The 23,476-nt window shown below is 61.7% G+C and carries 15 protein-coding genes and 1 pseudogene; 12 read left to right on the top strand and 4 right to left on the bottom strand.

Annotated elements, in window-relative coordinates; all coding sequences use genetic code 11:
* The first annotated feature begins 9 nt into the window (after positions 1-9).
* Together GJ700_RS31700 and GJ700_RS31705 are read left to right on the top strand one after the other, a co-directional pair.
* Positions 10-618 carry a c-type cytochrome gene (locus GJ700_RS31700; RefSeq protein ID WP_195764075.1) on the top strand — a complete coding sequence of 203 codons (609 nt, stop codon included), beginning with the start codon at positions 10-12 and terminating at the stop codon, positions 616-618.
* Positions 615-1,889 carry an NAD(P)/FAD-dependent oxidoreductase gene (locus tag GJ700_RS31705; RefSeq protein ID WP_154381651.1) on the top strand — a complete coding sequence of 425 codons (1,275 nt, stop codon included), beginning with the start codon at positions 615-617 and terminating at the stop codon, positions 1,887-1,889. Before GJ700_RS31700 ends, GJ700_RS31705 begins: the two co-directional genes overlap by 4 nt.
* On the opposite strand, the gene GJ700_RS31710 is transcribed toward GJ700_RS31705, so the two are convergent.
* The 3 genes from GJ700_RS31710 to GJ700_RS31720 form a co-directional block, all read right to left on the bottom strand.
* Positions 1,800-5,159 (bottom strand): patatin-like phospholipase family protein, encoded by a 3,360-nt coding sequence (locus GJ700_RS31710; protein WP_154381653.1) that lies wholly within the window; start codon positions 5,157-5,159, stop codon positions 1,800-1,802. The two genes, GJ700_RS31705 and GJ700_RS31710, sit on opposite strands and share 90 nt — an antisense overlap.
* Before the next feature lie 6 nt (positions 5,160-5,165).
* The gene (locus GJ700_RS31715) at positions 5,166-5,561 is read right to left on the bottom strand and encodes a DUF5675 family protein (protein ID WP_154381655.1); all 396 of its coding nucleotides are present in this window, start codon (positions 5,559-5,561) and stop codon (positions 5,166-5,168) included.
* 185 nt (positions 5,562-5,746) lie between these two features.
* Complete coding sequence (locus tag GJ700_RS31720; RefSeq protein ID WP_154381657.1) at positions 5,747-6,403, bottom strand: NUDIX hydrolase; 657 nt, start codon at positions 6,401-6,403, stop codon at positions 5,747-5,749.
* Between the two features lie 138 nt (positions 6,404-6,541).
* Here GJ700_RS31720 and GJ700_RS31725 point away from each other — a divergent pair, with 138 nt between their 5' ends.
* From GJ700_RS31725 to GJ700_RS31770, 10 genes and pseudogenes are all read left to right on the top strand, one after another.
* Entirely contained in the window at positions 6,542-7,405 is an 864-nt protein-coding gene (locus GJ700_RS31725) for a cysteine hydrolase family protein (RefSeq protein ID WP_154381659.1), read from the top strand.
* A 15-nt stretch (positions 7,406-7,420) separates the two neighbouring features.
* The gene (gene pncB / locus GJ700_RS31730; RefSeq protein ID WP_371868225.1) at positions 7,421-8,623 is read left to right on the top strand and encodes a nicotinate phosphoribosyltransferase; all 1,203 of its coding nucleotides are present in this window, start codon (positions 7,421-7,423) and stop codon (positions 8,621-8,623) included.
* 21 nt (positions 8,624-8,644) lie between these two features.
* Entirely contained in the window at positions 8,645-10,369 is a 1,725-nt protein-coding gene (locus tag GJ700_RS31735) for an NAD+ synthase (RefSeq protein WP_154381661.1), read from the top strand.
* Positions 10,366-11,412: a bifunctional nicotinamide-nucleotide adenylyltransferase/Nudix hydroxylase gene (locus tag GJ700_RS31740; RefSeq protein WP_154381663.1), complete on the top strand. Its 1,047-nt coding sequence runs from the start codon at positions 10,366-10,368 to the stop codon at positions 11,410-11,412. The genes GJ700_RS31735 and GJ700_RS31740 overlap by 4 nt, the downstream gene beginning before the upstream one ends.
* A 79-nt stretch (positions 11,413-11,491) precedes the next feature.
* Complete coding sequence (locus GJ700_RS31745) at positions 11,492-12,409, top strand: hypothetical protein (protein WP_154381665.1); 918 nt, start codon at positions 11,492-11,494, stop codon at positions 12,407-12,409.
* An 89-nt stretch (positions 12,410-12,498) separates the two neighbouring features.
* Entirely contained in the window at positions 12,499-15,237 is a 2,739-nt protein-coding gene (locus tag GJ700_RS31750) for a type VI secretion system Vgr family protein (RefSeq protein ID WP_154381667.1), read from the top strand.
* 12 nt (positions 15,238-15,249) lie between these two features.
* Positions 15,250-15,501 (top strand): annotated as a pseudogene (locus GJ700_RS35785) (PAAR domain-containing protein); the annotation flags it as partial.
* Positions 15,502-15,787: 286 nt separating this feature from the next.
* A complete protein-coding gene (locus tag GJ700_RS31760; protein ID WP_229507363.1) occupies positions 15,788-16,396 on the top strand; it encodes a lysozyme family protein in 609 nt (202 codons plus the stop codon).
* A gap of 467 nt (positions 16,397-16,863) precedes the next feature.
* Positions 16,864-18,936 (top strand): phospholipase D-like domain-containing protein, encoded by a 2,073-nt coding sequence (locus tag GJ700_RS31765; protein ID WP_229507364.1) that lies wholly within the window; start codon positions 16,864-16,866, stop codon positions 18,934-18,936.
* Positions 18,937-18,939: 3 nt separating this feature from the next.
* Positions 18,940-20,541, top strand: a complete 1,602-nt coding sequence (locus GJ700_RS31770) for a tetratricopeptide repeat protein (protein ID WP_154381673.1) — start codon at positions 18,940-18,942, stop codon at positions 20,539-20,541.
* Positions 20,542-20,604: 63 nt separating this feature from the next.
* Here the strand turns inward: GJ700_RS31770 and GJ700_RS31775 are convergent, their stop codons facing one another.
* On the bottom strand, positions 20,605-23,466 hold the full coding sequence (locus tag GJ700_RS31775) for a UvrD-helicase domain-containing protein (protein WP_154381675.1): 2,862 nt from the start codon (positions 23,464-23,466) through the stop codon (positions 20,605-20,607).
* Positions 23,467-23,476: the final 10 nt, after the last annotated feature.

The raw sequence follows: 23,476 nt of genomic DNA on the forward strand, positions 1-23,476 counted from the left end.
GAGCAAGCAATGAATCGACTGCGGTATTGGAAGCAAGTGCGGGAACGCGGCCCGTTGCGCGCCGCTGTGCGCGCGACAGCATGGGTCTGCATGGCCGTTATGGCGGCACAGGCGCAAGCGCAGGATCAGCCGCAGTCGCGGGCCGCAGCCACGGCAGCGCAGCCTGCGATTGTCCCCGCATCGGCACTGCAAGCACCCACCCGCTACACGTCGCTGCCGGCCATCACCGCAGGCGCCCGCCTGGCCGCCAATTGCGCCGCGTGCCACGGCACCAGCGGCATGACGGACGGTGTCGCGCTGCCATCGCTGGCGGGGCAGGGCAAGGGCGTGTTGCTGGTGGCGCTGAAAGCGTTCAAGTCGGGCGCCCGGCAGGGAACCATCATGCCGCAGATCGCCAAGGGCTACACGGACGAGCAACTGGCGCAACTGGCGGAATTCTTTGCCGCGCAGCCCCCGGTGCCGGTCGCGGCGCTGCCGCCATTGCAGGACAAGGCGGCAGCGGCGGAACCGCCCCCGGCATTGCGCGTCGCCGTCACCGGCTGGACACAGGAACACAGCACGTTCGCCGGATACGGCCATGTCTCACCCATCTTGCGCGCCACCGGGGGCCAGCCATGAAGCGCCGCGCCTTCCTGCAAACCGGCGCGGCCGGGCTGGCGGCCATGTCCGCCGTCGGCTGCGCATCGCTGCCGACATCCAGCCGCCCGCACGTGGTCGTTGTCGGCGCCGGCTATGGCGGCGCCACGGCGGCCCGTTACATCCGCCTGTGGAGCGAAGGGGAAGTCGACGTCACGATCATCGACCCGACGCCCCGTTTTATCTCCTGCCCGCTGTCGAACCTGGTGCTTGGGGGCTCCAAAGCGCTGGTGGATGTCACCCTGCGCCGCGATGCGCTGTCGGAAAGGCATGGCGCGAAGGTGGTGCAGGATACCGTGCAAGTGGTCGATGCCGCTAAACGCACGGTAGCGCTGGCCGGCGGCAATGTGATCGCATACGACCGGTTGATCCTGTCGCCCGGCGTCGATTTCATGTGGGACCAGTTGCCCGGCATGCTGAAACCCGGCGCGCAGGACCGCGTGCTGCACGCGTGGAAAGCGGGTGCGCAAACCGTGGCATTGCGCGCGCAACTGGAAGCCATGCCCGATGGCGGCGTCTATGCATTGACAGTGCCGCCCGCGCCATACCGCTGTCCGCCCGGCCCGTATGAGCGCGCCTGCCAGGTGGCCCATTACTTCAGCCGCCACAAGCCGAAATCCAAGGTGCTGCTGCTCGACGCGAATGACGACGTGGTATCGAAAGGTCCGCTGTTCAAGAAAGCGTGGAAAGAACGCTATGGCGGCATCATCGAATACCGGCCCGGCTTCAAGACCGTGGATATCGACGCCATTTCGAACACCGCCGTGTCAGAACTGGGCGACAAAGTCCAGGCCGACGTGCTGAACGTGGTGCCGCCGCAGCGCGCCGCCGCCATTGCCGTGCAGGCGGGCGTCGCCAATGGCAACGGGCGCTGGTGCGTGGTGGATTTCCTCACGTTCGAATCGACCGCCGTGCCTTTCATCCACGTGCTGGGCGATGCCTTGCAGGCCGCGCCGCTGATGCCGAAATCCGCGCACATGGCGAACCAGCATGCGAAAGTGTGCGCCGCCGCCATCGTGGACTTGCTGGCAGGACGCGCGCCGGAACCGAAACCCACGCTGACCAACACGTGCTACAGCTTCGTCTCGGACCGCGACGTGATCCACGTGGCGTCCGTGCACGCCTATGACGCGGACAAGAAAACCTTGCTGGTGGTGCCGGGATCAGGGGGCGTGTCGGCCGCCGCGAATGAAACGGAAGGCGTGTACGCGATGTCCTGGGCGCGCAACATTTGGCGGGATACGTTGGGATAAACTCGGTTGAGCTAACTGTGCCTGGGCTAATTGCTCCTGCACCAAGTGCTCCTGCACCAAGTGCGCCTGCGATACCTGCGCGTGTAGCCCATGCGGTTGCGATGCGTGCGTGGGCAGACGGTGTGGCTGGGGTCGGTGGATTGGCAGTGGTGGCGGCACGTGCGGAGGCAGGTTGCCCGGTCCATGCGGATGGTGCGGCCGGTGCCCGCAGTATTTCTGCTGCAGCGCCTGCGCGGCGCTGATCAAGTCCGGATACATGGCCACCTGCGCAAACACGGCCTGCGCGATGTCATAGCCCAGTTGCCGGTAACTCTCGAACTGGTCCTCCCCATAAAACTGGTCGCCCGTGGATTCGTGCGGGAAGCGCGGATGGCGCGCCTTGTATTGCAGCACCGCCGCATCTTCGCGGCCCGTCATGGCGGCTTTCAGGTAAATCAGCACGCCATGTTCGCCATTGCCGTAATCGATGGAGCCGATGGCAAAGCGCCGCCGCGCCCACGGCGTTTCACTGCCGGCCGCCGTGACGGGAACGATTTCCGTGAAATCGATATCGACCTTCACGCCGAAATCCACTTCGCACATGCGGATCAATGTGCCCAGGCCTTCGAAGCGGTAATGGTGGTCGCATTCCGCGTCGCTGGCGATGATGACCTTGCAGCGCCGCCGCACCAGTTCATAGACGGCCAGGTTTTCAAAGTGCCCGCCATCGGAAATCATCAGGTAATTCGAGCGCCCTTCGGCGGCGCCAAACAATTCCTTGACGAGGTAGCGGATGCTGAACGATGGAGAGGGACGCGTGATGTGCGCCAGCTTGGGATTGGGGAACCACCAGCCGAGGCGGACATTGAACATGGTCAGCATGAAGGCCGTGCCGGGCGACGTGTGGTAACCCATGTTGGGGCTGGCCGCCGCGCCGGAAACGGAAATCGCCTGCGCCAGCGTCGGTTGCGACGCGCGCCCGCAATATTGCGCAATGGGCCGGTAACCCAGCGGCACATAGCCGCCGCAATCCGTGCGCAGGTAATAACCGGTGCCGGCCCGGTACGGCGTCAGCACATAGGATGCGGCATGGCGCGAATGCAGCGACAAATCGCTGGAGCCGCCCAGGTTCAGCGCGCAGCAGACGATATGCAGCGGCCCGGCCAGCGCCCGCTGCGGGCCCGTGGAGGGCGTCAAGCCTTCGCCGCCCAGGTCCGGCATTGGCATGTCGTCGTCGTCGTCGAACAGCGTAAAGCGCTGCGGCGTGCGTTCGCGCGGCACAAAACGCGTGGCGCCCAGGTAGCAGCGCGACAGGCGGCCCCGGTAAAACGAATTCAGGCTGAAGACATTGATGTCGACCCGCCACGCAAACACGCTGGCCGCCAGCAGCAGGCCGGCCAGGGTGGACAGGATCACCATCGGCGACGGGAACGACATGTCGAGCCAGTAATAGCGCTCCATGCCCGCCAGCGTGCAGCAACTGTCGCTGGCCGTGTACACCATGACCAGGTGCAGCAGCGCCGCCACACCGATGCACATGCCCGCGATGAACACGTAGGGTCCGACCACCGCCAACAGGTTCAGCAGGCGGCCGGTGAACGTGGTGTCGGCTACGCTGACCTTCGGCCCCTGCGTACTGCCGGCATTGCCTGCGATCAGGCCGCCCAGGGTGCTGACCAGCCACCCGCCCAGCGCCGGCAGCGAAATCCAGTCGCTGTTAAGCGCCGTCAGCCCCCACAACGGGCCGAACACGGCCGCCACCGACACCAGCATCCACGCCACGCCGTAGACCAGCAGCCACGCGCCCAGCCGCGACCACCACTCGCGCACGCCTTCCGGCGAATGGCGCCCCAGCATGCCGATCTGCACCACGATGGTCAGGGAAAACGCATACAGCACCAGCGCCGGCCCCCACACCAGCGCATACCACGCGCCCTGCTGCCAGTTGCGCTGGTCCGGCAATTGCGCCCACTGGTGCATCAAGAGCATGATGAACGACAGCAGCGCGTGCAGCACCACCATCGAGGGCAGGGGCGCCAGCAGCGCGGCCAGCAGGCTGCGCCGGCTGGGCACGCGGGAAAAATACGACAGCGGCCACAAGGCGACAAACGTGAGGGCCAGCGGGAAGGGCCAGTAGCGCCAGCCCTCCATGAAGAACTGGCCATAGGTGCCGAGATCGACCATCGACGACGGCACGTGCGAACCGACCGCCAGCCCCCACATGACGGCGGACAGGAAATACCCCGTCAGCAGCAGCGGAATGATGACCAGCGCCTGCGTCAGTCCCTGGCCGTAATCGATGCGGCGCGGCGCCCGCGCGGCGATCCAGCCGGGGATCAGGCGCCGTCCCGCGTACAGCATGGGCTTGGCCAGCCGCACGCCGGCCGGCAGCAGGAACAGCCCCGCCAGCATGATGGGAATGGCCGTCAGCAGCGACAGCGTCAGGCTGTTGCGCTTGTCTTCGAACGGGCTGTAATCCATGTAGTAGCAAATGCCGTACGCCACGGCGATGCAGGCGGCGGAACACAGGACGCCCGCTTTCCAGTGGCGGGCCTTCAATTGCGGCACGTCGCGCCGCGTGGTCAGGCGCCAGTGGTTGGCCGCCACGCCGGACACGGCCAGCACGAACAGCACGACCGACGTCCAGCGCCAGTTGCCCATGTCCGGCCATGCCGTGAACAGCCACAGCAGGGGGCGCGGCACCAGCAGCAGCGCGGCCATGAACAGGATCACCGTCACCTGCACCAGCAGCGCATTGCGCACCCACGTGGTGACCATCGACCAGGCGTCCGCGCTGAAGATGCCGAACTGGGGCGACAGGTAATTCGAATAGCGCCGCAGGTGCGCAATCGATTCGCGCCAGTTGGCCGTGCGCGACAGCCAGTCGGTGGCGGCCTGTGCATAGCAATGGCGGTACAGCCGGTTGCCGCCGATGGCAGCAGGGACTTTGTCATTGGCCAGCGCATCGCGCCGCCCCGCAGCGCGGCGGCAATTCGCGCTCAGCCAGGCGCCGATATAGCCGCCGCCGGAGACGGTGGACAGGTAATCGATTGAACGCAGCCGGTCCTGCTCCTTCAGCGCTTCCAGCACGCCGAGGCCGAAAGTGGCGCTGCGGATGCCGCCGCCGGACAGCGCCAGTCCCGTCAGCGAGTCGGCAACGGCGCGGGGCGCCTGCTGAGCTTCACCGGGCGGTTGTTGCAGGGCGCGCCGCAAAGCGATGTTGCGCAACTCTTCCTGCTGCATGGGAAGGGGCAGCGCCTGGTCCGCAAGCCATGTGTAGTGCGTGTCCATGGCCTTTCAATGCACGTGCAGCAGGATTTTTTCCTTGCTGCGCAGCGCCGCTTCCAGCTGGACGAATAAATGGTCGAACGCCATTTTGCTCGCGTGGATGCGGTCCTGGCCCTGTTCCAGTCCCACCAGGATGCAGCCTTGCGTGTCTTCCGGTGTGTTGCCGGTATGAATGCGCACACCGTCATACTCCGGCACGTTCAGCAACATCGGCAGCATGCGCCGGAAATGTTCCGAGTACGTGATGACCACTTCGTAGTCGCCGGCGGGAATGGCAGTGATTCCCGGAATCTTTTTTGGCCGCACGGTGTCTTCCAGCGTGAAACATTCGAACTGGCCGTTGACGGACAAGGTGCCGATGGTGGATTTGCCGGACAGCGTGGTGCGTTGCAGGTCCAGGTTCATGGTCGCCTCCCATAGCGCTATACGTTCAAGTTATACGTTCAACTTAGCGCGCTGCCCCGGGGCAGAAATACGCGCATTGTCACAGCGATGGGATTTGGACCGGATTGAATAGATTTAGTTCGTGCGATGTGCGCTTTGTACGACAAATAATTCTTAACGGCTGAGCTGCCATTGCCAGCATCAAGTCAAAGCCCGCGCTCCAGCAACTGTAAGCGTTTCCGGAACGCCGCCTTCAACCGGTACACCTGCGCCGGCCGGTGCGCACCGGTCGCCAGCATCTGCCCTTCGATGGCTTCCAGCATATCCATCTCATCCATTTTGCGGCGGAAGCTGACCTTGTTGAGCGGCTCGCCCATCAGCACTTCATACACCTTTTGCAGTTGCGGCAAGGTGAACGATTCGCCCGCCAGGTAGCACGGCAAGGATGAGTACTGGCTCTTGCTGCGCAAGCGCTGCACGGCGGCATCGAGGATGGTTTTGTGGTCGAATGGCAATTGCAGTGCACTGTCGACGTCGGCCAGCAGCACGCGTTCCTGTTGAATCAAGGTGGCCGGCACCAGCGCGTAATACGCAATGGAAATCGACCACCCGCGCGGATCGCGGGCCGGGCCGGAAAACGACGCCAGTTGTTCCAGGTACGGAGGAACAATCCCGGCCTTGTCGCGCAGCATGCGCATGGCCGCATCGTGGGTATCGGCGTCCGAGTCCACGTGAATATAACCGCCGGGCAGCGCTGCCACACCTTTGTAGGGTTCGCGTTCGCGTTTCAGTAACGCGACTTTCAAACCGTCGTCCTGCAAGGTCAGCAGTACTACGTCGACAGTGCAGATGACAGGATCCAAGGGCTGCTCCAGCTTTCTTTTGACTTAGTAACAGGATTATCTTAATCGTTATTCAACAAAGCAGCAAAGTGAAAATACTTAGTTGCACTTGTAAACTAAGTGAACTAGAATGAGTTCACCTACCAACCGGAGTCATCCATGAAACGCCAATTGCACCTGCTGCTGATCGACCCGCAAAACGACTTCTGCGACTTGCCTGACGCTTACCGCCCGGAAGAGGCTTCCGGTGGCGGCAGGGTGAGCCCGGCCTTGCCCGTGGCCGGCGCCCATGCCGACATGCAGCGCACCGCGCACCTGATCCGGGAAGGAGCCGCGGGTATCGCCGGCATCAGCGTGACCCTGGATTCGCACCACCGCATCGATATCGCGCACCCGGCGTTCTGGCAGACCGCCGATGGCGGCGCCGTGGCGCCATTCACGCAAATCACCGCCGGCGACGTGCGCGAAGGGCGCTACGCGCCGCGCAAGCCGGCCGCCATGGCCCGCGCGCTGTCGTACCTGGAAGCGCTGGAAGCGGCGGGGCGCTACAAGCTGATGGTGTGGCCGGTGCACTGTGAAATCGGTTCGTGGGGCCACAACGTGCACGCCGACGTGCGCGCCGCCTACAACCGCTGGGAAGAAAGCACGCTGCGCCCGGTGCACAAGGTCATCAAGGGTACCAATCCGTGGACGGAACACTATTCCGCCGTGCTGGCCGAAGTACCCGACCCGCAAGACAAGGGCACGCAATTGAACACGGAATTCATTGCGCACCTGGGCCAGGCCGAGCGCATTTATGTGGCCGGCGAAGCGGGCAGCCACTGCGTGAAGGCCACGGTGGAAGACATCGTCCGCCAGTTCGGTCCCGCGCGGCGCGGCAAGCTGGTATTGCTGACCGATTGCATGAGCCCCGTGACGGGTTTCGAGGCGCAGCAGCAGGCGTTCCTGGCCGCGATGGCGGAACAGGGCGTGCGGCTGGCGACGTCGGCCGAAGCATTGCAAGAACTGAAGGACAACGCGTAAAAAAAGGGGAATATCGTGAAGTACGCAGGACCGGTCGTCAAAAGTCTGCTGGAAAACGATTTATACAAATTCACCATGTGGCAGGCACTGCTGCACAGCCATCCCGGCGCGCAGACGGAATATGCATTCAATTGCCGCAATACGCCGGCCTATCCGCTGGCGGAATTGAAAGCCGACGTTGAGCGCGAACTGGACCACTTGTGCACCTTGTCGTTCACGGACGATGAACTGGCGTACCTGCGGGGCCTGCGCTACATTAAAAGCGACTTCGTCGACTTTCTGACGGTGTTCCGCTTCCAGCTCCGCTTTATTGAAGTCACGGCGGATGGCGAAGCGCTGACCATCGTGGCGCGCGGCCCGCAAGTGCACGTGATGGGTTTTGAAATCTACGTGCTGTACATCGTCAATGAACTGTATTTCCGCCGTTTCGACGCGGAAGCCGCGCTGGCGGAAGGGCGCCGCCGCCTGTCCGGCAAAATAACCCGGCTGCGTGCCCTGGGTGAACAGCCGCCGTGCCGCCACCCGTTTGAATTCTTCGACTTCGGTTTGCGCCGCCGTTATTCCGGCGCCTGGCACGACGAAGTGGTGGCGACGCTGGCGCGGGAAGCGCCGCAATGGTTCAAGGGCACGTCGAACGTGTACCTGGCCAGGAAATACGGGCTGGTGCCGATCGGCACGATGGCGCACGAATACCTGCAAAGCTACCAGTCGTTCGGCGTGCGCCTGCGCGATTTTCAAAAGGCCGCGCTGGAAGGATGGGTGCAGGAATACCGGGGCGACCTCGGCGTCGCGCTGACCGACGTGGTGGGCATGGATGCCTTCCTGGCCGACTTCGACCTGTACTTCGCCAAACTGTTCGACGGCCTGCGCCACGATTCCGGTGACCCGGTCATCTGGGGAGAGAAAGCGCTGGCCCACTACGCGAAACTGCGCCTCGACGCGCACACCAAGCGCCTGGTGTTTTCCGACGGCCTGGACCTCGACAAGGCCTACGTGTTGTACCGCCACTTCGCGGACCGCACGATGACAGGCTTCGGCATCGGCACGAACTTGAGTAACGACGTCGGCCTGGTTCCGCTGAACATCGTCATGAAGCTGGTCAGCTGCAACGGCCAGCCCGTCGCCAAGCTGTCCGACGCCCCCGGCAAGACGCTGTGCAAAGACGAAACGTTCTTAGCTTACCTGCGCCAGGTCTTCCACCACGACGTCATTCCGTAGGTCCCCCACCGGAGCCACAAAATGCTGCACATAGCCATAGCTCAACAAAACCCCACAGTAGGCGATTTCAATAGCAACACAGCAGCCATCCTCACCGCCATGCAGCAAGCGGCCCAGGCGCAAGCCGACATGGCCATCTTCCCCGAACTCGCCGTCTGCGGCTACTACCCCGGCGACCTGCTGGAAGACCCGGCATTCCTGGACATGATGGACGACAGCATCACCCGCATCGTCCGGCAATCCGAGCAATGGCCGAAACTGACCACCATCGTCGGCGCCGCCCGCAGAAACCCCGGCCCCGGCAAGCCGCTGCACAACGCCCTGCTGGCCATCCGCAACGGCGCCATCGTGGCCGAGTACTACAAGCAGCTGTTGCCGACCTACGGCATCTTCGACGAATACCGCCACTTCGAACCAGGCCCCGAACGCGCCTGCGTGCTGGAAATCAGCGGTCATAAAGTCGGTTTCCTGGTCTGCGAAGACGGCTGGAACGACGCAGGCAAGGATTACGCGGTCAACCCCTTCGCCGCACTGCGCCAGGCACAGCCGGAACTGGTCGTCAGTATCAACGCCAGCCCCAGCAACATCGGCAAGCTGGCGCAGCGCCATGCACTGTTCGGCGACGCGGCCCGCAACAACGGCTTCGCCATCCTGTTCGTCAACCAGGTGGGCGGCCAGGACCAACTGGTCTTCGACGGCGCCTCCTTCGGCGTCACGCCACAGCAAGGCGTAACCTTCACCTGCCGCCAGTTCGAAGAAGAACTGCGTATGGTTTCCTTCGACGGCCAAACCCTGCGCGATATGGACACCGGCGCCGACTGCGTCGCGCGGTTTCGCGCAGCGAAGCCGCCAAGCACACCACCAGCCTTCTACCACGAGCAAATCCTGCTGGGCCTGCGCGACTACGCCCGCCGCTGCGGCTTCACCAAAGCCGTCATCGGCTCCTCAGGCGGCATCGATTCCGCGATCACGATCGCCCTGGCCGCCGAAGCCCTGGGCCCGGACAACGTCACCGCCATCACGATGCCGTCCGACTGGTCCAGCTCTGGCTCCGTCACGGATTCGCAAAAACTGTGCGATGCTCTGAACGTCCGCCTGCACACCCACCCGATCGCCGCGCTGGTCAAGCAATACGCCGACGGCTACGAGCAGACATTCGGCCACCCATTGCAAGGTCTGCCCCTGGAAAACCTGCAAGCACGCATCCGCGGCACCATCCTGATGGAATACTCGAACGCCCATGGCGCATTGCTGCTTACCACGGGCAACAAAAGCGAAATCTCGGTCGGCTATTGCACGTTATATGGCGACACCAACGGCGGCCTGGGCCTGATCGGCGACCTGTATAAAACCGAGGTCTACGCGCTGGCGCGGCACGTGAATGCCGTGGCGGGCCGGGAAATCATTCCCGCCGCCGTACTGGAAAAACCGCCATCAGCCGAACTGGCGCCGGGGCAACGCGATACGGACAGCCTGCCGCCGTACGAGGTGCTGGACGAAATCCTGAAATGGCACATTGAAGGGCCGCGCCTGGCTGCCGATGAATGGCGGCAAGCCAGCGCGTTCGTCGAACGGTTGCGCCAAACGGACGACGGGCGCGCGCTGGTCCGGCGTATCCTGTCGCTGGTGGCGCGCAACGAATACAAGCGCCGCCAGGCGCCGCCCATCATCCGCGTACGCGCCCGCGCATTCGGCAGTGGACGGCAAGTGCCGATTGCGGCGAAATTTGCAGGAGGAATCGAATGACGACGGCGCCTTTACCCATCGAACTTGCCGTGGTGATCGGCCGTTTCCAGCCATGGCACATCGGCCATGCGGCGCTGCTGCGCCAGGCGCTGACGTGCGCGCCGAAAGTGGCGGTGGTGATCGGCTCGTCGCACCGCGCCCGCAGCGCCAGGAACCCGTTCACGTTCGACGAGCGGGTGGCGATGATTTCCGCTTCGCTGTCGGAAGAGGAGCGCGCCTGCGTCTCCTTCATTCCCGTGCGCGATTACTTTGACGACGAGCGCTGGTCGGCCCGCGTGCAGGACGCGGTGGAAGCGCTGGTGGACGAGGGCGCGGAAATCGCGCTGGTCGGCCACTTCAAGGACGATTCCAGCTATTACCTGAACCATTTCCCGCAATGGCAACTGGTGGAAGCGCCGCGCGAAGGCTTCGCCGACGCCACCGCGCTGCGCCGCGTACTGTTTGAAACGGAGCACACCGGCCCGTCGCTGGATGCGCTGGCCGGCGAAGTGCCGCCTGCCGTGCTGCAATACCTGAAAGCGTGGACCTTGCTGCCGCATTGCGCGCGGCTGGCGGAAGAACATGCGGTGATCGCGCAAACCCTTGCCGCGTGGGCCGGTACGCCGTATCCGGTGATTTTCACCACTGTCGACGCCGTGGTGCAGACGGCCGGCCACGTGCTGCTGATCCGCCGTGGCGGCGCGCCCGGCAGGGGCTTGTGGGCATTGCCGGGCGGTTACCTGGAGCCGCGCGAACGCTTGCTGCAAGGGGCGATGCGCGAATTGCGGGAAGAAACCGAACTGGCGCTGTTGCCGTCCACGCTGGAAGAAGCGCTGGCCGGTGTGCGCGTATTCGACCACCCGGACCGCAGCCAGCGGGGCCGCACCATCACGCATGCGCACCATTTCAACTTGCGGCTGGATCACTTGCCGGAAGTAAAAGGGGCGGATGATGCGGCGGAGGCGAAATGGATACCGCTTGCCCAGGTGGCCGGTATGGAAGACCAACTGTATGACGACCATTTCCATATCCTCGACCATTTCCTGAAGTTGACTCCGCGGTAGCTCACCTTGTAGCTGAGCTTCATCAAAGCCGGCGTCACCCGGCGTGCCACCATCGCGATTTTCGCCAAGGAGACACGCCATGACCCAGCCGCCCTTGTATCCGGTTTGCCTGTCGCTGGTGCCGCCCAGGGCGCCGTCCCGCGCGCGCAGGCGCTTCGACCGCACGATGCGCAAGTTGTACCGCATCACGCTGCTGGCGGCCCAGTGGACCGACCAGCGCGCGTCGGTGCGCAAGGTGGCCGCGTGGGAATTGCAGCCGCTCACTCGGGAATATCACCGCTGCCTGAAACAGCTGGCCCTGCGCTTCGACGCCGTGCATGCCGACAGCGCGCTGGATGACCTGCAGCGCATCAAGCTGGCCTGGCTGATTTGCGCCTTTGCCGAACAGGTATTGGCGCTGGAAGATGACGCCGGCATGGTGGCGTTGCTGGACAAACATGACGTGTCGCGCTGGGAAGAAGACATTGCCTGGGATGACGAAGATGTCTTTGCCGCGTCCGGCGTCACGCACATTCCCGCACCGGCCTCGCCAGCGTTCCCGGTCAAACCGCCGCCGGAAATCGATCACGCACAAACCCTGTGGATGCTGCGTGAAATCTGGCACGACAAGGCGGGACTGGACCGGATGGACGACACGGAACTCGACACGTATTGCAGCCTGGTCCGCCGTGAATTGCAGGCGGTGTCGGCGGTGCTGTTCAGCCAGTTGCTGCCGCTGTCGGAAGAGTGGGAATTGCCGCTCGATGACATCACGCCGGCCGGCGCCATCCACTACCTGCGGCAGGATGGACGGGAAGTCAAAGCCGCCATGGACGTTGCCATGCGCCAGCTGGAAGCGTTCAACGATATCGGCACGCTGAAGGCGCGGCTGGATGCCTATGAATTGCCGGACGACCCGAACGGAGCGGAAGGCGACTGGTTCTTTGCCATGGAGCGGGCGCCGGACTGGAACCGCTTGTACTGGGAATGTCTGGGCGAAACCACACCCGTTTCATAACTTGCTTTTGCGCAAATTGCCTATTGGATATGAACAGCATACTGGCCCCCTGATCCGATTCCTGTCAGCAATTATCGAAAGGGCCCGGTATGGATGGCGCAAGGACGTGGATACAGTCGGTGCTGGATGGCGAAAGCCAGCATGGCCGTTTGCTGACGATGGATTTCCCGCGCGGCGATGGCCCGGAATATGCGGTGTTGCTGGTCAATACCCTGCATGCGCGTGAAGAGATGTCGCGCTCATTCCGCTACGAAGCGGAATTGCTGTCGGACGACGCGCATATCGCGCTGACGTCGATGATGGGCAAGATGGTGACCATCTCGCTGGTGCGCAACGACGGCTCGCTGCGCCATTTCAATGGCTACGTGACGGAATTCAGCCTGCTGGGCGCCGATGGCGGCCTGGCGAAATACCGCATGGTGCTGGAGCCGTGGATGGCGTTTGTCCGGCTGCGCCAGGATTGCGTCGGCTTCCATGGCCGTACGCTGCAGCAGATCACGGAACTGACGCTGCGCCACTGCGTGCAGCACGACTGGCAAACGCGCCTGTATCACGGCGATCCGCCCATCACCTGCGCCAACCAGTACAACGAGACGGACTACAACCATTTGCACCGGCGCTGGGAAGCGCGCGGCTGGCATTACTGGTACGAGCACCGCGCCAATGGCCATACCTTGTGGCTGGGTGACGACACGATGATGCTGGACCCCATCGATGCGCGCGACGGCACGGAAGCGCCGGACGGCATGCCGTTCCGCAGCGAAGCGGGATCGAAGGAAGACGACAGCATCCATCAATGGCAGGCCGTGCGCCGCATCGGCGCGAACAGGCTGACGTTGTCCACGTTCGATTACAAGAACCCGTCGCCACAACATATCTCGGCACAGACCCGTTATTTGCAGGGCGACCTGTTCGAACATGAAGTGCACGAATACGCGGGCGCCAGGGCATACCAGGGCAGCCGCGAAGGGGAACCGCTGGCGCAGCGGCGCAGCGACGGGCGGGAAGCGCTGTACCAGACCTTCGAAGCGTCCGGCAATGACCGCAATGCGCAGCCGGGGCGCTGCTTCAAGCTGGAAGAGCATTTCAGCGGCCAGGCGCCCGCCAAGGAAATCGGCGACGCTTCGCGCGAGGGCCGCAGCTATCTGATCCTGGCCGTGGAGCACAACGCCAGCAACAACTACCAGGACGGGCGCCACGCGGAATCGCGCTACACGAACCGGTTCACGTGTATCCGCCAGGAGCGGCGCTGGTATCCGGAGCGGGGTTATCACAGCCAGCCTTGCGCCGACCCGGGTGTGCAGACGGCCATCGTCGTGGGGCCTGCGGGGGAAGAGATCTACACGGATGACCTGGGGCGGATCAAGGTGCAGTTCCACTGGGACCGGTTGGGAACGGGGACGGGCGGCACCGAGCCGTGGGTGCGGGTGGCGATGCCGGTGGCTGGTGCGGGGTTTGGGCAGATCGGGTTGCCGCGGGTGGGGCAGGAAGTGGTGGTGCAGTTTGTCAACGGGAATGTGGATCATCCGATTGTGACGGGGGTGGTTTACAACGGCAGGCATGCGCCACCGTGGGAGTTGCGGGGGCAAAGGGCGTTGTCGGGGTGGCGGAGCAGGGAGTTGGGCGGTTCGCGTGGGAACCAATTAGTGATGGATGACACGCGGGATCAGTTGCAGGCGCAGTTGCGCAGTGATCATCTGCATAGCCAGTTGGCGCTGGGGCATATCGTGCGGGTGGAAAGCAAGGCTGGCCGGGGCGAGGTGCGGGGGGAGGGGTTTGAGTTGAGGACGGATGGGCATGGGGTGGTGCGGGCGGGACGGGGGATGTTGGTGACGACGGAGGAGCGTGCAGGTGCAGCGTCGCATGCGAAAAGCATGGGAGGGCCAATACGGCAATTGGCCGCTGCAAGCGAAGTCCATCGGCAGATGGCGGAAGAAGCGCAACGCCACGGCGCACTCGATGCGATGAGCCAGCAGGGAGCGGTGGTGCTGGAATTGAAGAAGCAGAAGGACGACGTGAAAGGACATGACGGAAACGCGCATCCCGAACTGGCGCAGCCGCATTTGGTATTGGCAGGTGTTGCCGGCATTGAGACGGTCACACCGCAATCCACGCACGTCGCCAGCGGCGAGCATACAGCGCTCAGCGCGGGGCGAAGCCTATCGCTGGCAGCCGGGGATAGCCTGTTCGCCAGCATCCGTGAAACCTTCCGCCTGTTCGTGCACAAGGCAGGCATGAAACTCGTGGCTGCGGCAGGAAAAGTCAGTGTGCGCGCCGAATCGGATGACGTGGAAGTCGTCGCGCAAAAGGTGCTGACCTTGTTGAGTCAATCCGACTGGGTGGATATCCGTGGACGCAAGGGCGTGCGACTACACGGTGGCGACTGCATGGTGGAAATCAGTGAGCGGGTGCAGTTTTTTACACCGAAGCCGACCTTATTCCACGGGAATCTGGAGACGCTGGGACCCAAGAACAGGCCGCAACCGGAGCCGGAAAAAAAGGAAATGGTCGACCCGAAAAAGCGCATGCAGGTCACGCTGCTTGCGCACCCTGAGGATACGGCAGGTCTGGCCGATGTGCCGTATGCGCTCTACAAGGGGGACACGCTGGTGCAGGAATCGCTGACCGATAGCGACGGATGTATCGAGTTTGAGCATGACGATGGCGTGACTGATTACCGGATCGAATTGCCCAATGGGGCGGAGTTTGAGTTGAAGGTGCATCCGAAGCTGGCGGCGAACGGGACGGTTGACTACGAGGAACATGTGTTGTCGAACCAAGGGCGGCGCGCGATGGATGGAACTGCCGAGGGACGGCGCCACGAATGATGGAGGGATCAGATGAAGCATGAAGGGCGCGGCGTTATCCGGATTGGGGACAAGACCAGCCACGGTGGGCAAGTGATATCTGCATCGTCCGGTACGGTAGTGATGGGAAAACTCGCGGCGCTCGACGGCGACATGTCGGTTTGCCCTCAGTGCAAAGGCAAGTTCGCGTTGAAGCCGGATGGGGCCGGAGCCCGGCATGAAGGCAAGCCCTACGCATATCACGATGACGTTACCGAGTGTGGCGCCCGGCTGATTTCGTCACTTGTTTCAAGTGGCGGAGCCGGAGCGAGCGACGAGGAGGAGCAGACCGAAGAATTACATGATTCCGGCTTCGATGACCGATTCGTGCTGTTAAGCCAAGCCGGTGATCCGGTGCCGTTCATCGAATATGCCATCGAACGTGAAAATGGAAAAATCGAGTACGGCAAGACGAACGAGAAGGGGGAAACCCATCTTCTTTCCCTGACGGCAAAGCCTGAGCAGATCAGGATTTACATTGCGAACGATATTTGAGTTCAAAGCGAGCTTCTGAATCGCAAAGGAGGAATCGATGACGGACACGCGTATCGTTGCACCTTCCGGAAAGACCTTGAACTATCAGGCAAGCAGAACGACTACACCAAAGAAGGACAATAAAGCCAAGGCCATCCACGTCACTTCCGATCCGAAGGTTCGCATGGCGGAGAACGAAGCGTGGCTGAAGAATGCGAATGTTTCGGCATTTCTGAAAGCGGTCGCCGAGGCCGAAGGCGGCGGTTACGACTTCAAGTATGGCGCGGTGAGAGGGAAGCGTAATGACCCGTGGCGCTTTACTGACATGTCGACGCATCCCGGCCCTGGCAGTGGAGGCCAGTCTACTGCGGCAGGCATGTACCAAATTACGATCGATACATGGCGTGACCATGCGGGAAAGAATATGGGGCTAACGGACTTTACGCCAAGAACCCAGGATCTTATCGCCGTGGATCTCCTGCGGCATCTCGGCATCATTGACAAGATCAACGCCGGCGATATTGCAGGCGCCATGCCAAGGGCCGCCGGACGATGGGCGGCTCTTCCGGAAGGACCAGGTCGGCGGAATCATTATCCCAAACAGCCTTACGTGGTCTATGAAAAATTCCTTGCAATGTATAAGGCTGCTGGAGGGACAGGAAAATGAAGTCTGTCAACGTAATGGGGTGTGCCCTTATGTTGCTGTGTTTGCTTGTCGTCGATGGCGAAGCTTGCGCTGCCGAGCGATCAGGCAATGTCAGAAGCGTGGGCCTGCAAAGAGGCGCCTTGTTTCTGGCGGTACGTGCTGGACTCATCAAGAGAGGCTGGAAGCCTGCCCGGATGCATAGTCCCGAGTACGAATACACAGGAACGGAAAGGCTCCTCGCTGAACGACACATTTATGAGGTCGAAGTATGTTCGATGGACAGGGGGAGCCTGTGCATTTTTTATTACGAGAAGCAACGGAGATGCCTGCGGGTCGATACCGTTGGCGAGCAGGTAGATGCGATGCGTGTGACGCGTTGGGATCAGACTTGCCCAGCTAGTGAGAACCGCTGATCCCGTCACTGCATTTGCTGCAGGACGAATGGCAAAGTGCATGGAACAGTTTCTGGCACAACTACCATGAGGAGCATGGCGATGGCCAAGGAGTACACCAGGAAAGAGACGACGCATATCGATGAGGTGAAGCGCACTGCTGCGTGTTCGGTGCAGTGGTTACAGGAGCTGCGCAACGCCAGAGAAGACGCTACGCATCCAATCACGCACAACAACCGTTTGACGATGTTCATCTGCGGCGAGCAGGGTTTTGCCGATATCGCAAAGAGTATCAAGGCGGCCCGGGAGTCCATCGATTTGATTTGCTGGGGATTCGATCCAGGCATGGAACTGGAACGTGACCAGAACGCAGCATGGCCACGGGGCGAAACGTTCGGTGACTTGTTGATTGCGGCGGGAAAGCGTGGCGTCACCGTGCGCCTGCTGGTCTGGTACGACCGGCTGGGTGGCGGGACAGCGAAAAATATGCCGGGCTACACCCATGGAACCTATCCCTGGTACTACAGAAGTGGTGACGCGGGGGCGGACGAGATCAATGCCAAAGCCAGTTTGCAGCGGTTGCAAGACGCCATGAAAAGTGCGCCAGTACCGACCAAGCCAATGCAGCGGGCAGATTATGTCCATCTCCTCAAGGTCACCAAAAATACCATTCACCAGCACGCACGAGAAGAGTATTGCCATAGTTGGTACAAGGCTGCTCAAAAAAATCTGCTGACAAGAATACGTTTTCGCACCCGTAGCGGCAGCCGTGACGACATTGTTCGCAGCCTGAGAAGTGAACCGGTACAGCCTGCTGGCTTGACCAAAGCCGAGTTGGAGAGAGGCTTTATCGAGCATTTCGGCAGCCACCACCAGAAGACTATCTTGATCGATTATGCGCACGACGAAGGGCGCCACGCGGTTGGCTACGTGATCGGGCTGAACTCCGTAACCGATTATTGGGATACCACGTCGCACCTTGTCGAGGATGTACGGCGCGAGCAGGGCGGTAACGCCGAGGCGAGGGAATGCGTGCAGGACCGCAAAGATGATCCCGGCTTCCACACACTGAAGCCCTATCAGGACTATGCGTGCAGGCTGGATAGCGGCGGCGCATTGATCGCGGTATATCGCAATTTTGTGCAGGCTTGGGACCGTGCGATCGATGACCGGACCCAAGAGGCATCCAAGGAGTGCACGAGCAAGGAGGCCGGCTGCGCCAGCCCTCCTGCTGCATTGCTGCGCAAGGCGCAGCCAGGCGACTCGACGGTGCAGGTGGTGCGGACGCAACCGGAAGAGAACGACAGGAGCATCCGGGAAATGTACTGGCTGGCGACCAGCATGGCAGCCAACACGGCGGGCTACCTGTATATCGAGAACCAGTATTTTCAATACGAGGCATGGGCGAAGCATTTGCTGGAAGCGCGGAAAGCGGCAATTGCCAAGTGGCGGCAAGGCTGCGCGGCAGCCGGGAAGACAATCGAAGATTTGCCGGTCATGCATGTGCTGGTCGTGATCCCGGCTCCGGAGCGGGAGCAAATGATTCCGCGCACGCACGACATGCTGGCAACCCTGGGACAGGATCAGGGGATGACTGGTCAGAACGACATGATCAAGGAGCGTCATTTGCGCAAGCCACGGCAGACGAAGGATGAATTCGGGGCGTCTACGCCGATGGTCGATGAACTGCCAGATGTGGTTCAACACGCGAACACGATTTACAAGCCTAGCGTATCGGAGATGGAGGCAACTTACGGACTGAAAATTAGCATCTCCATGCTCAATACCTGCGGCTTTGAAAATGGACGTTGGCGTTATCGGGAAATCTATATTCATTCGAAGCTGATGATTGCCAACGATACCTTCTTCATGCTGGGTAGCGCCAATATGAACCAGCGGAGCATGGCGGTTGATAGTGAATTGAACATTGCTGTGCAGGACGCTGCGTTGGCAAGCACATTACGACGGCGGGTTTGGGGATTACTGGGCGGTGAAGCATTCGCTACGCAGGAAGTAGATCGTGAGGAGTTTTTCAGAAAGTGGGTAAATCGGGGGCTTGAAAACAAGGCGAAGAAGGTCGGGCGCGGAGAGAGTGCTGATGAAAAGAAAATGATCGGTTTTCTGATGCTGTTCGAAGAACAGCGTTTCTCGACCTACCGGCTGGGATAAAAAATGAAACAGTCGGTTGAGATCAAACTTCGATTAATTGGTTGCGTTTTACTAATAGCCGCTGGTGTGATAGGAAATGCGATGACGAACCCAATCTACAAATTGCCCCGTAATCAGGAATTACCGCTATTTCATCCCCATACAGAAAAATTTGACTGTGTTTCTGAAGTGGCGGCAGTACCGCCTGTAGATGCCCAAGCGCACGCTTGGTTTCTTGAAGCCCGCAAATTGGAAGACTTCCATTTGTTTCCAGAAGAGCGCGACTATCCGAAGATTGTGCGGCTCACACGCCAGGCCGCCGATCGGCGTCACTGGCAAGCCATGATCAATCTGGCCAGTTTTTACATTGAAGGGTTCGACCCGAAACATGGTGTGGGAGACGCGGTGATGCTGGTCGAGGAGGCAATGCAACTTGGTATTCCTGCGGCCTATGACCGGATGGGTATCTACCACATGAATGGAACAGGAGTGACTCCGGACGCAACGCGTGCCTATGCATTCCTGCAAAAGGCTGCACAGATGGGAAATTCCTATGCACTGGCATACCTGGCGAAAAAGCTTTATACCAACAGGGATGAAGGCGATAGCTGGTCCAATATACCTGTCGCTACGAAAATGATGGAGTGTGCATTCGGCCAAGGCAATATGGAAGTGGCCTTCTGGTTGCATGATTCATACCGGGTTCCGCGAGGGGCTGACGGAAAGATTGTTGAATCACCGACAGCAGAAACCAAAAGCAAGGCACTACGCTTGTTACACGAAGCAACCAAGCAAGGTGGGGAGCCTAGTGCCAGTAAGCTTTACTTGCAATTTGATGGTTCATCAGATAAGTACCATATGTTGCCCGCAGCTATAGATAAAGCAAGGGCGAAGCGGTACGTCAAACTAAGCGATGCCCTTGGTTTTGACCACCGCCGCCGCTTCCCCAATCTCGATAAAATGCTCCCTCTGCCCCCTGCGGATCTGCCGCCATGGGACGGTACGCGCGACTCTTTGCTGAACGCCGTCATGGGCGTCACCTTTTCACCAGCCTTGCCGCCGGAAACACCGCGTCCCGCCGGCGACCGCTATTTCGTCGATCCTGCCTATCGCTTGCGCAAAACTGCGGAAACCACGAATGCACAGAAAGCGCCATTTGGTGGCTACTGGCAGCCATTGGTGAATGGCCAGGCAGTCAAAGACCGGCCACCTGCCCTGTACGAAAAAAATGAACCCTTCCCAGTGATGTATGTGCCGGGTGAATACGCTAGCAAGCCTTTAACGGATGTGACTTGGGTATATCACATCACCATCCGCAACACGGAATATGAAGTCGATCCCATCGCGTTGCCTGGATTGACCCGAACCGTCCCGCGCCCGGCAAAACCGGTAACGCATCGCAGCCACGAAGTTTGCACTGTTGGCGGTATATGGCAGCCATGGGTGCCGGAATCGCACCCGCTGCAAGCGATTGTCAACCAGCCTTGGCGGCAGGTATTCCTGCTGAAGGGGCAGCCGTTCCCGCAGCCGCGACGTGACTGGCTGCTGGAGTTGGACGAGAAAGACTTGACGTGGCATCTGATGGAGCAATCCGGGCCGGGTATGGTGCCGAAAATTGGAGGATGAGATGACGCGTGTTGGCGGTCGGGTACCCGGCCAATTTGCAGTGCCCAAGGTACCCGGCGCAAATTAGTCCTGCGCCCCCCACTTCTCCTTATGATGCACAAACATCATAGCCTCAGGCGCCGCCGGCAACTCCGCCTCATTCAACAACACATCAATATGCCCCTCCCAACTCGGCTCGGCCAGTTCCTTGACCAGCGCCAGATTGAGACAGGCAAACACCGATACCCACGCATCGCCACCCTCCGCCCCGCGCCGGCGCAGTGACAGCGCCGGATTGAACTGGTACAGCCCCGTCGTCACGCGCAGGAACAACTGGCGGTTGTATGCATACTCGCGGTCCCGCTCATTGCGCGACAACACGCCGGAGACGTACGCGCGCTTCCTGCGTTCGGGCGCGGCGATGGCGTCCGGCAGCTTGTCCAGCGCCGCCGCCAGCATGCCCGCATCGAACGCGCCGTGGTCGTCGCCTTCCAGGCTGCCGAAGCACGATTTGAATAGCACCCACATCAGTTGCCACAGCAGGTATTCGGACTGGTGGCGCTCGATGCGCACCAGGCGGCCGTCGGCCTGTACGTCGATGCAGGCCGGCGCCACCAGCTGCCAGATGGCCGGCAGCGATTTCTCGGCATAGGCGGGATCGCGCAGCGCCGTGGCGATGGCCCAGTGCAGCGCGTTGCGGCCCAGGTGGTCGACCGCTTCCACGTCGGCACCGCGCGCCAGCAGCGCTTCCACCAGCGGCACGTTGCCGGCGGCGGATGCCGCCATCAGCGGCGTCAGGTTCATCGGCGTGCGGTGCTCGACGCCATGCTTGTCGCACTGGCGCAGGATGTCCTTGAAACTGAGTGCGAAGTAGGGCAGGAAGTGGCGGCGCGCCGGGGCGAAGCCGGCCTGCGCGAAGTTGCCGGCCTGCGCGTAGCCGGTGTCCGCATCCAGCGCGAGCGCCAGCATTGGTTCGTCGTAGGCCAGCGCGTAGTCGTACAGCTGGCTTTTGTGCTTGCTGCCGGGCGTCTTGTCGATGAACACCTTGCGCAGCGTGTCGCGCAGACGCGCTTCGTCGAACACGGGCCACGGCACCGGCGCGGTTTTCAGGATCATGCGCTCGATGGCGTCGGCCTGTTCCTGTTTGCCCTGCAAGGCCAGCTTGCGCGCTTCCTTTTGCCAGTCCTCCAGGCTGGACGCCTGCGCTTCGACCCTGGCGCCGGCGCCGCTGTCGGCGATCTCCAGCAGCCGCAGCAGTGGGTGCAGCACGTCCGACTCGATCAGGTAGACGTTGCGCACCGCCCGTGTCAGCGCCACGTACAGCGCGTTCACATAAAACTTGTAGATCTCCAGCGATTTATCGGCCTTGTCCTTCGCGCGGCTGTACTGCAATTCTTCCGCCGCCAGGTCGGCGATGGTGACGCCATCCGCGATGTCGCCGAACGGCGCGCGGTTGTCGGAGATAAAGCGGAACAGCACGATGCTGTCGTATTCGAGGCCCTTGGCTTCGTGCACGGAAAAGATCAGCGGCGTATCGAACTGCTTTTTCGCCTCGGCCTTGTCCTCGTCGCGCAGCACCAGCACCGCGAAGCGCGTGGAACGGCGCGTTTGCGTATTCAGATTGCGGCGCACCTTGTCGCTGTCGGCCAGCAGCGAGACGGCGCCGGTGTCGCCGCCCACGGCATCGACGAGGAAATTGCTCTCGCGGTCGACCGAGCCGAAGCGGCTGTGCTTGATTTTCAATAGCGTATTGGCGATGCGCGTCACTTGCGTGCCGTTCCTGAAATTGGCCCGCAGCACTTGCAGCTGCTGCTGTTCCGCCAGCGCGGCGTCGCGCCAGAACAGGGTCTTGACGCGGCTCCATGCAAAGAAATTCGGGTGCACGATCTGGTTCGAATCGCCGCACATCAGGAACTGGCCCGGCTTCTTCAAGGTCTTCAGCACCAGCGCCAGTTGCACCATGGTGAAATCCTGCACTTCATCGATGACGACGAAGTCGTAGCGGCCCGCCGCCTGGGGCAACCGTTCGTGGGCGGCCAGGTTCAGGTCGAACAGCTGCGCTTCGCCGAGCCAGGCGCGGTAGCGTTCGAACAGGTCGTACAGGGTGGCGCGTTCGCGCTCGGCGAAGATCGACTGGCGCTGGCCCAGGTTCAGGTACTGTTCGCGCGACAGCACGCCGTTGGCATCGGCCGTGATGACGCCGCGGATTTCCTCGAACGCCTGGTGCGCGTCGATGCCCTTGAATTGCTGGCGGACGCGCGCGAACCAGGCGGAGAAATCGTGCCAGCTCGCTTCGCGTCCGGCCGGCACGTGAATTGATTCGACGAATTCGCGGTACGACAGGAACGTGCATTGCTGGCCGTCCTTGCGGAAGCCGTCGGCGTAATACAGGTCGCGCGCCGATTGCGCCAGGTAGGCCGAGTGGGTCACGTACAGCACGTCGCCCGGCGCGTGCTTCATTTTCTCCAGGGTCAGCGCGGTCTTGCCGCTGCCGGCGCTGCCGACAATGATCAATGGCGCGGGCAGCCGGTACACCGATTGCTGGGCGTCGTCGAACGAAATGGCCTTATCGAGCCAGTGCACCCGGTTGTGCCGCGGGTGCAGGTAGCGCACCGGTTCGGCGTTGGCTTGCGCCTCGGCCGCTTCGATGTCCGGGATGCGGTCCTCGTCGACCGCCACGCCGCGCAGGAAGCGCGATTTGTCGTAGGCGTGGTTTTCGATGACTTCCAGCAGCAGCGCGTACACCTCGCCCTGGTAGCGCACGGTGGAAAACAGCAGCCGGTCCGCGTAATCGAGCTTGGCCCGGTAAAACTTGCCGTGCGAGAGATTCACGAGTTTTTTCACCTGCGCCGAACGGAAGTCGTCGCGCTCGATGGCTTGCCGGACCTTGTCGTACTGCGGGCTGTTGCGGGGCGGGGTGAATTCGGCGTATTCCAGGATTTTCATGGGGCGGAGG

This window comes from Pseudoduganella rivuli, assembly GCF_009674485.1.
Lineage (GTDB): Bacteria > Pseudomonadota > Gammaproteobacteria > Burkholderiales > Burkholderiaceae_D > Rugamonas > Rugamonas rivuli_B.

What these genes read in the sequence shown, in the direction of transcription:
- GJ700_RS31700 (WP_195764075.1), top strand. Translation starts at nt 10, where the DNA reads ATGAATCGACTGCGGTATTGGAAGCAAGTGCGGGAACGCGGCCCGTTG.
- GJ700_RS31705 (WP_154381651.1), top strand. Translation starts at nt 615, where the DNA reads ATGAAGCGCCGCGCCTTCCTGCAAACCGGCGCGGCCGGGCTGGCGGCC.
- GJ700_RS31710 (WP_154381653.1), bottom strand. Translation starts at nt 5,159, where the DNA reads ATGGACACGCACTACACATGGCTTGCGGACCAGGCGCTGCCCCTTCCC.
- GJ700_RS31715 (WP_154381655.1), bottom strand. Translation starts at nt 5,561, where the DNA reads ATGAACCTGGACCTGCAACGCACCACGCTGTCCGGCAAATCCACCATC.
- GJ700_RS31725 (WP_154381659.1), top strand. Translation starts at nt 6,542, where the DNA reads ATGAAACGCCAATTGCACCTGCTGCTGATCGACCCGCAAAACGACTTC.
- GJ700_RS31735 (WP_154381661.1), top strand. Translation starts at nt 8,645, where the DNA reads ATGCTGCACATAGCCATAGCTCAACAAAACCCCACAGTAGGCGATTTC.
- GJ700_RS31740 (WP_154381663.1), top strand. Translation starts at nt 10,366, where the DNA reads ATGACGACGGCGCCTTTACCCATCGAACTTGCCGTGGTGATCGGCCGT.
- GJ700_RS31745 (WP_154381665.1), top strand. Translation starts at nt 11,492, where the DNA reads ATGACCCAGCCGCCCTTGTATCCGGTTTGCCTGTCGCTGGTGCCGCCC.
- GJ700_RS31750 (WP_154381667.1), top strand. Translation starts at nt 12,499, where the DNA reads ATGGATGGCGCAAGGACGTGGATACAGTCGGTGCTGGATGGCGAAAGC.
- GJ700_RS31760 (WP_229507363.1), top strand. Translation starts at nt 15,788, where the DNA reads ATGACGGACACGCGTATCGTTGCACCTTCCGGAAAGACCTTGAACTAT.
- GJ700_RS31765 (WP_229507364.1), top strand. Translation starts at nt 16,864, where the DNA reads ATGGCGATGGCCAAGGAGTACACCAGGAAAGAGACGACGCATATCGAT.
- GJ700_RS31770 (WP_154381673.1), top strand. Translation starts at nt 18,940, where the DNA reads ATGAAACAGTCGGTTGAGATCAAACTTCGATTAATTGGTTGCGTTTTA.
- GJ700_RS31775 (WP_154381675.1), bottom strand. Translation starts at nt 23,466, where the DNA reads ATGAAAATCCTGGAATACGCCGAATTCACCCCGCCCCGCAACAGCCCG.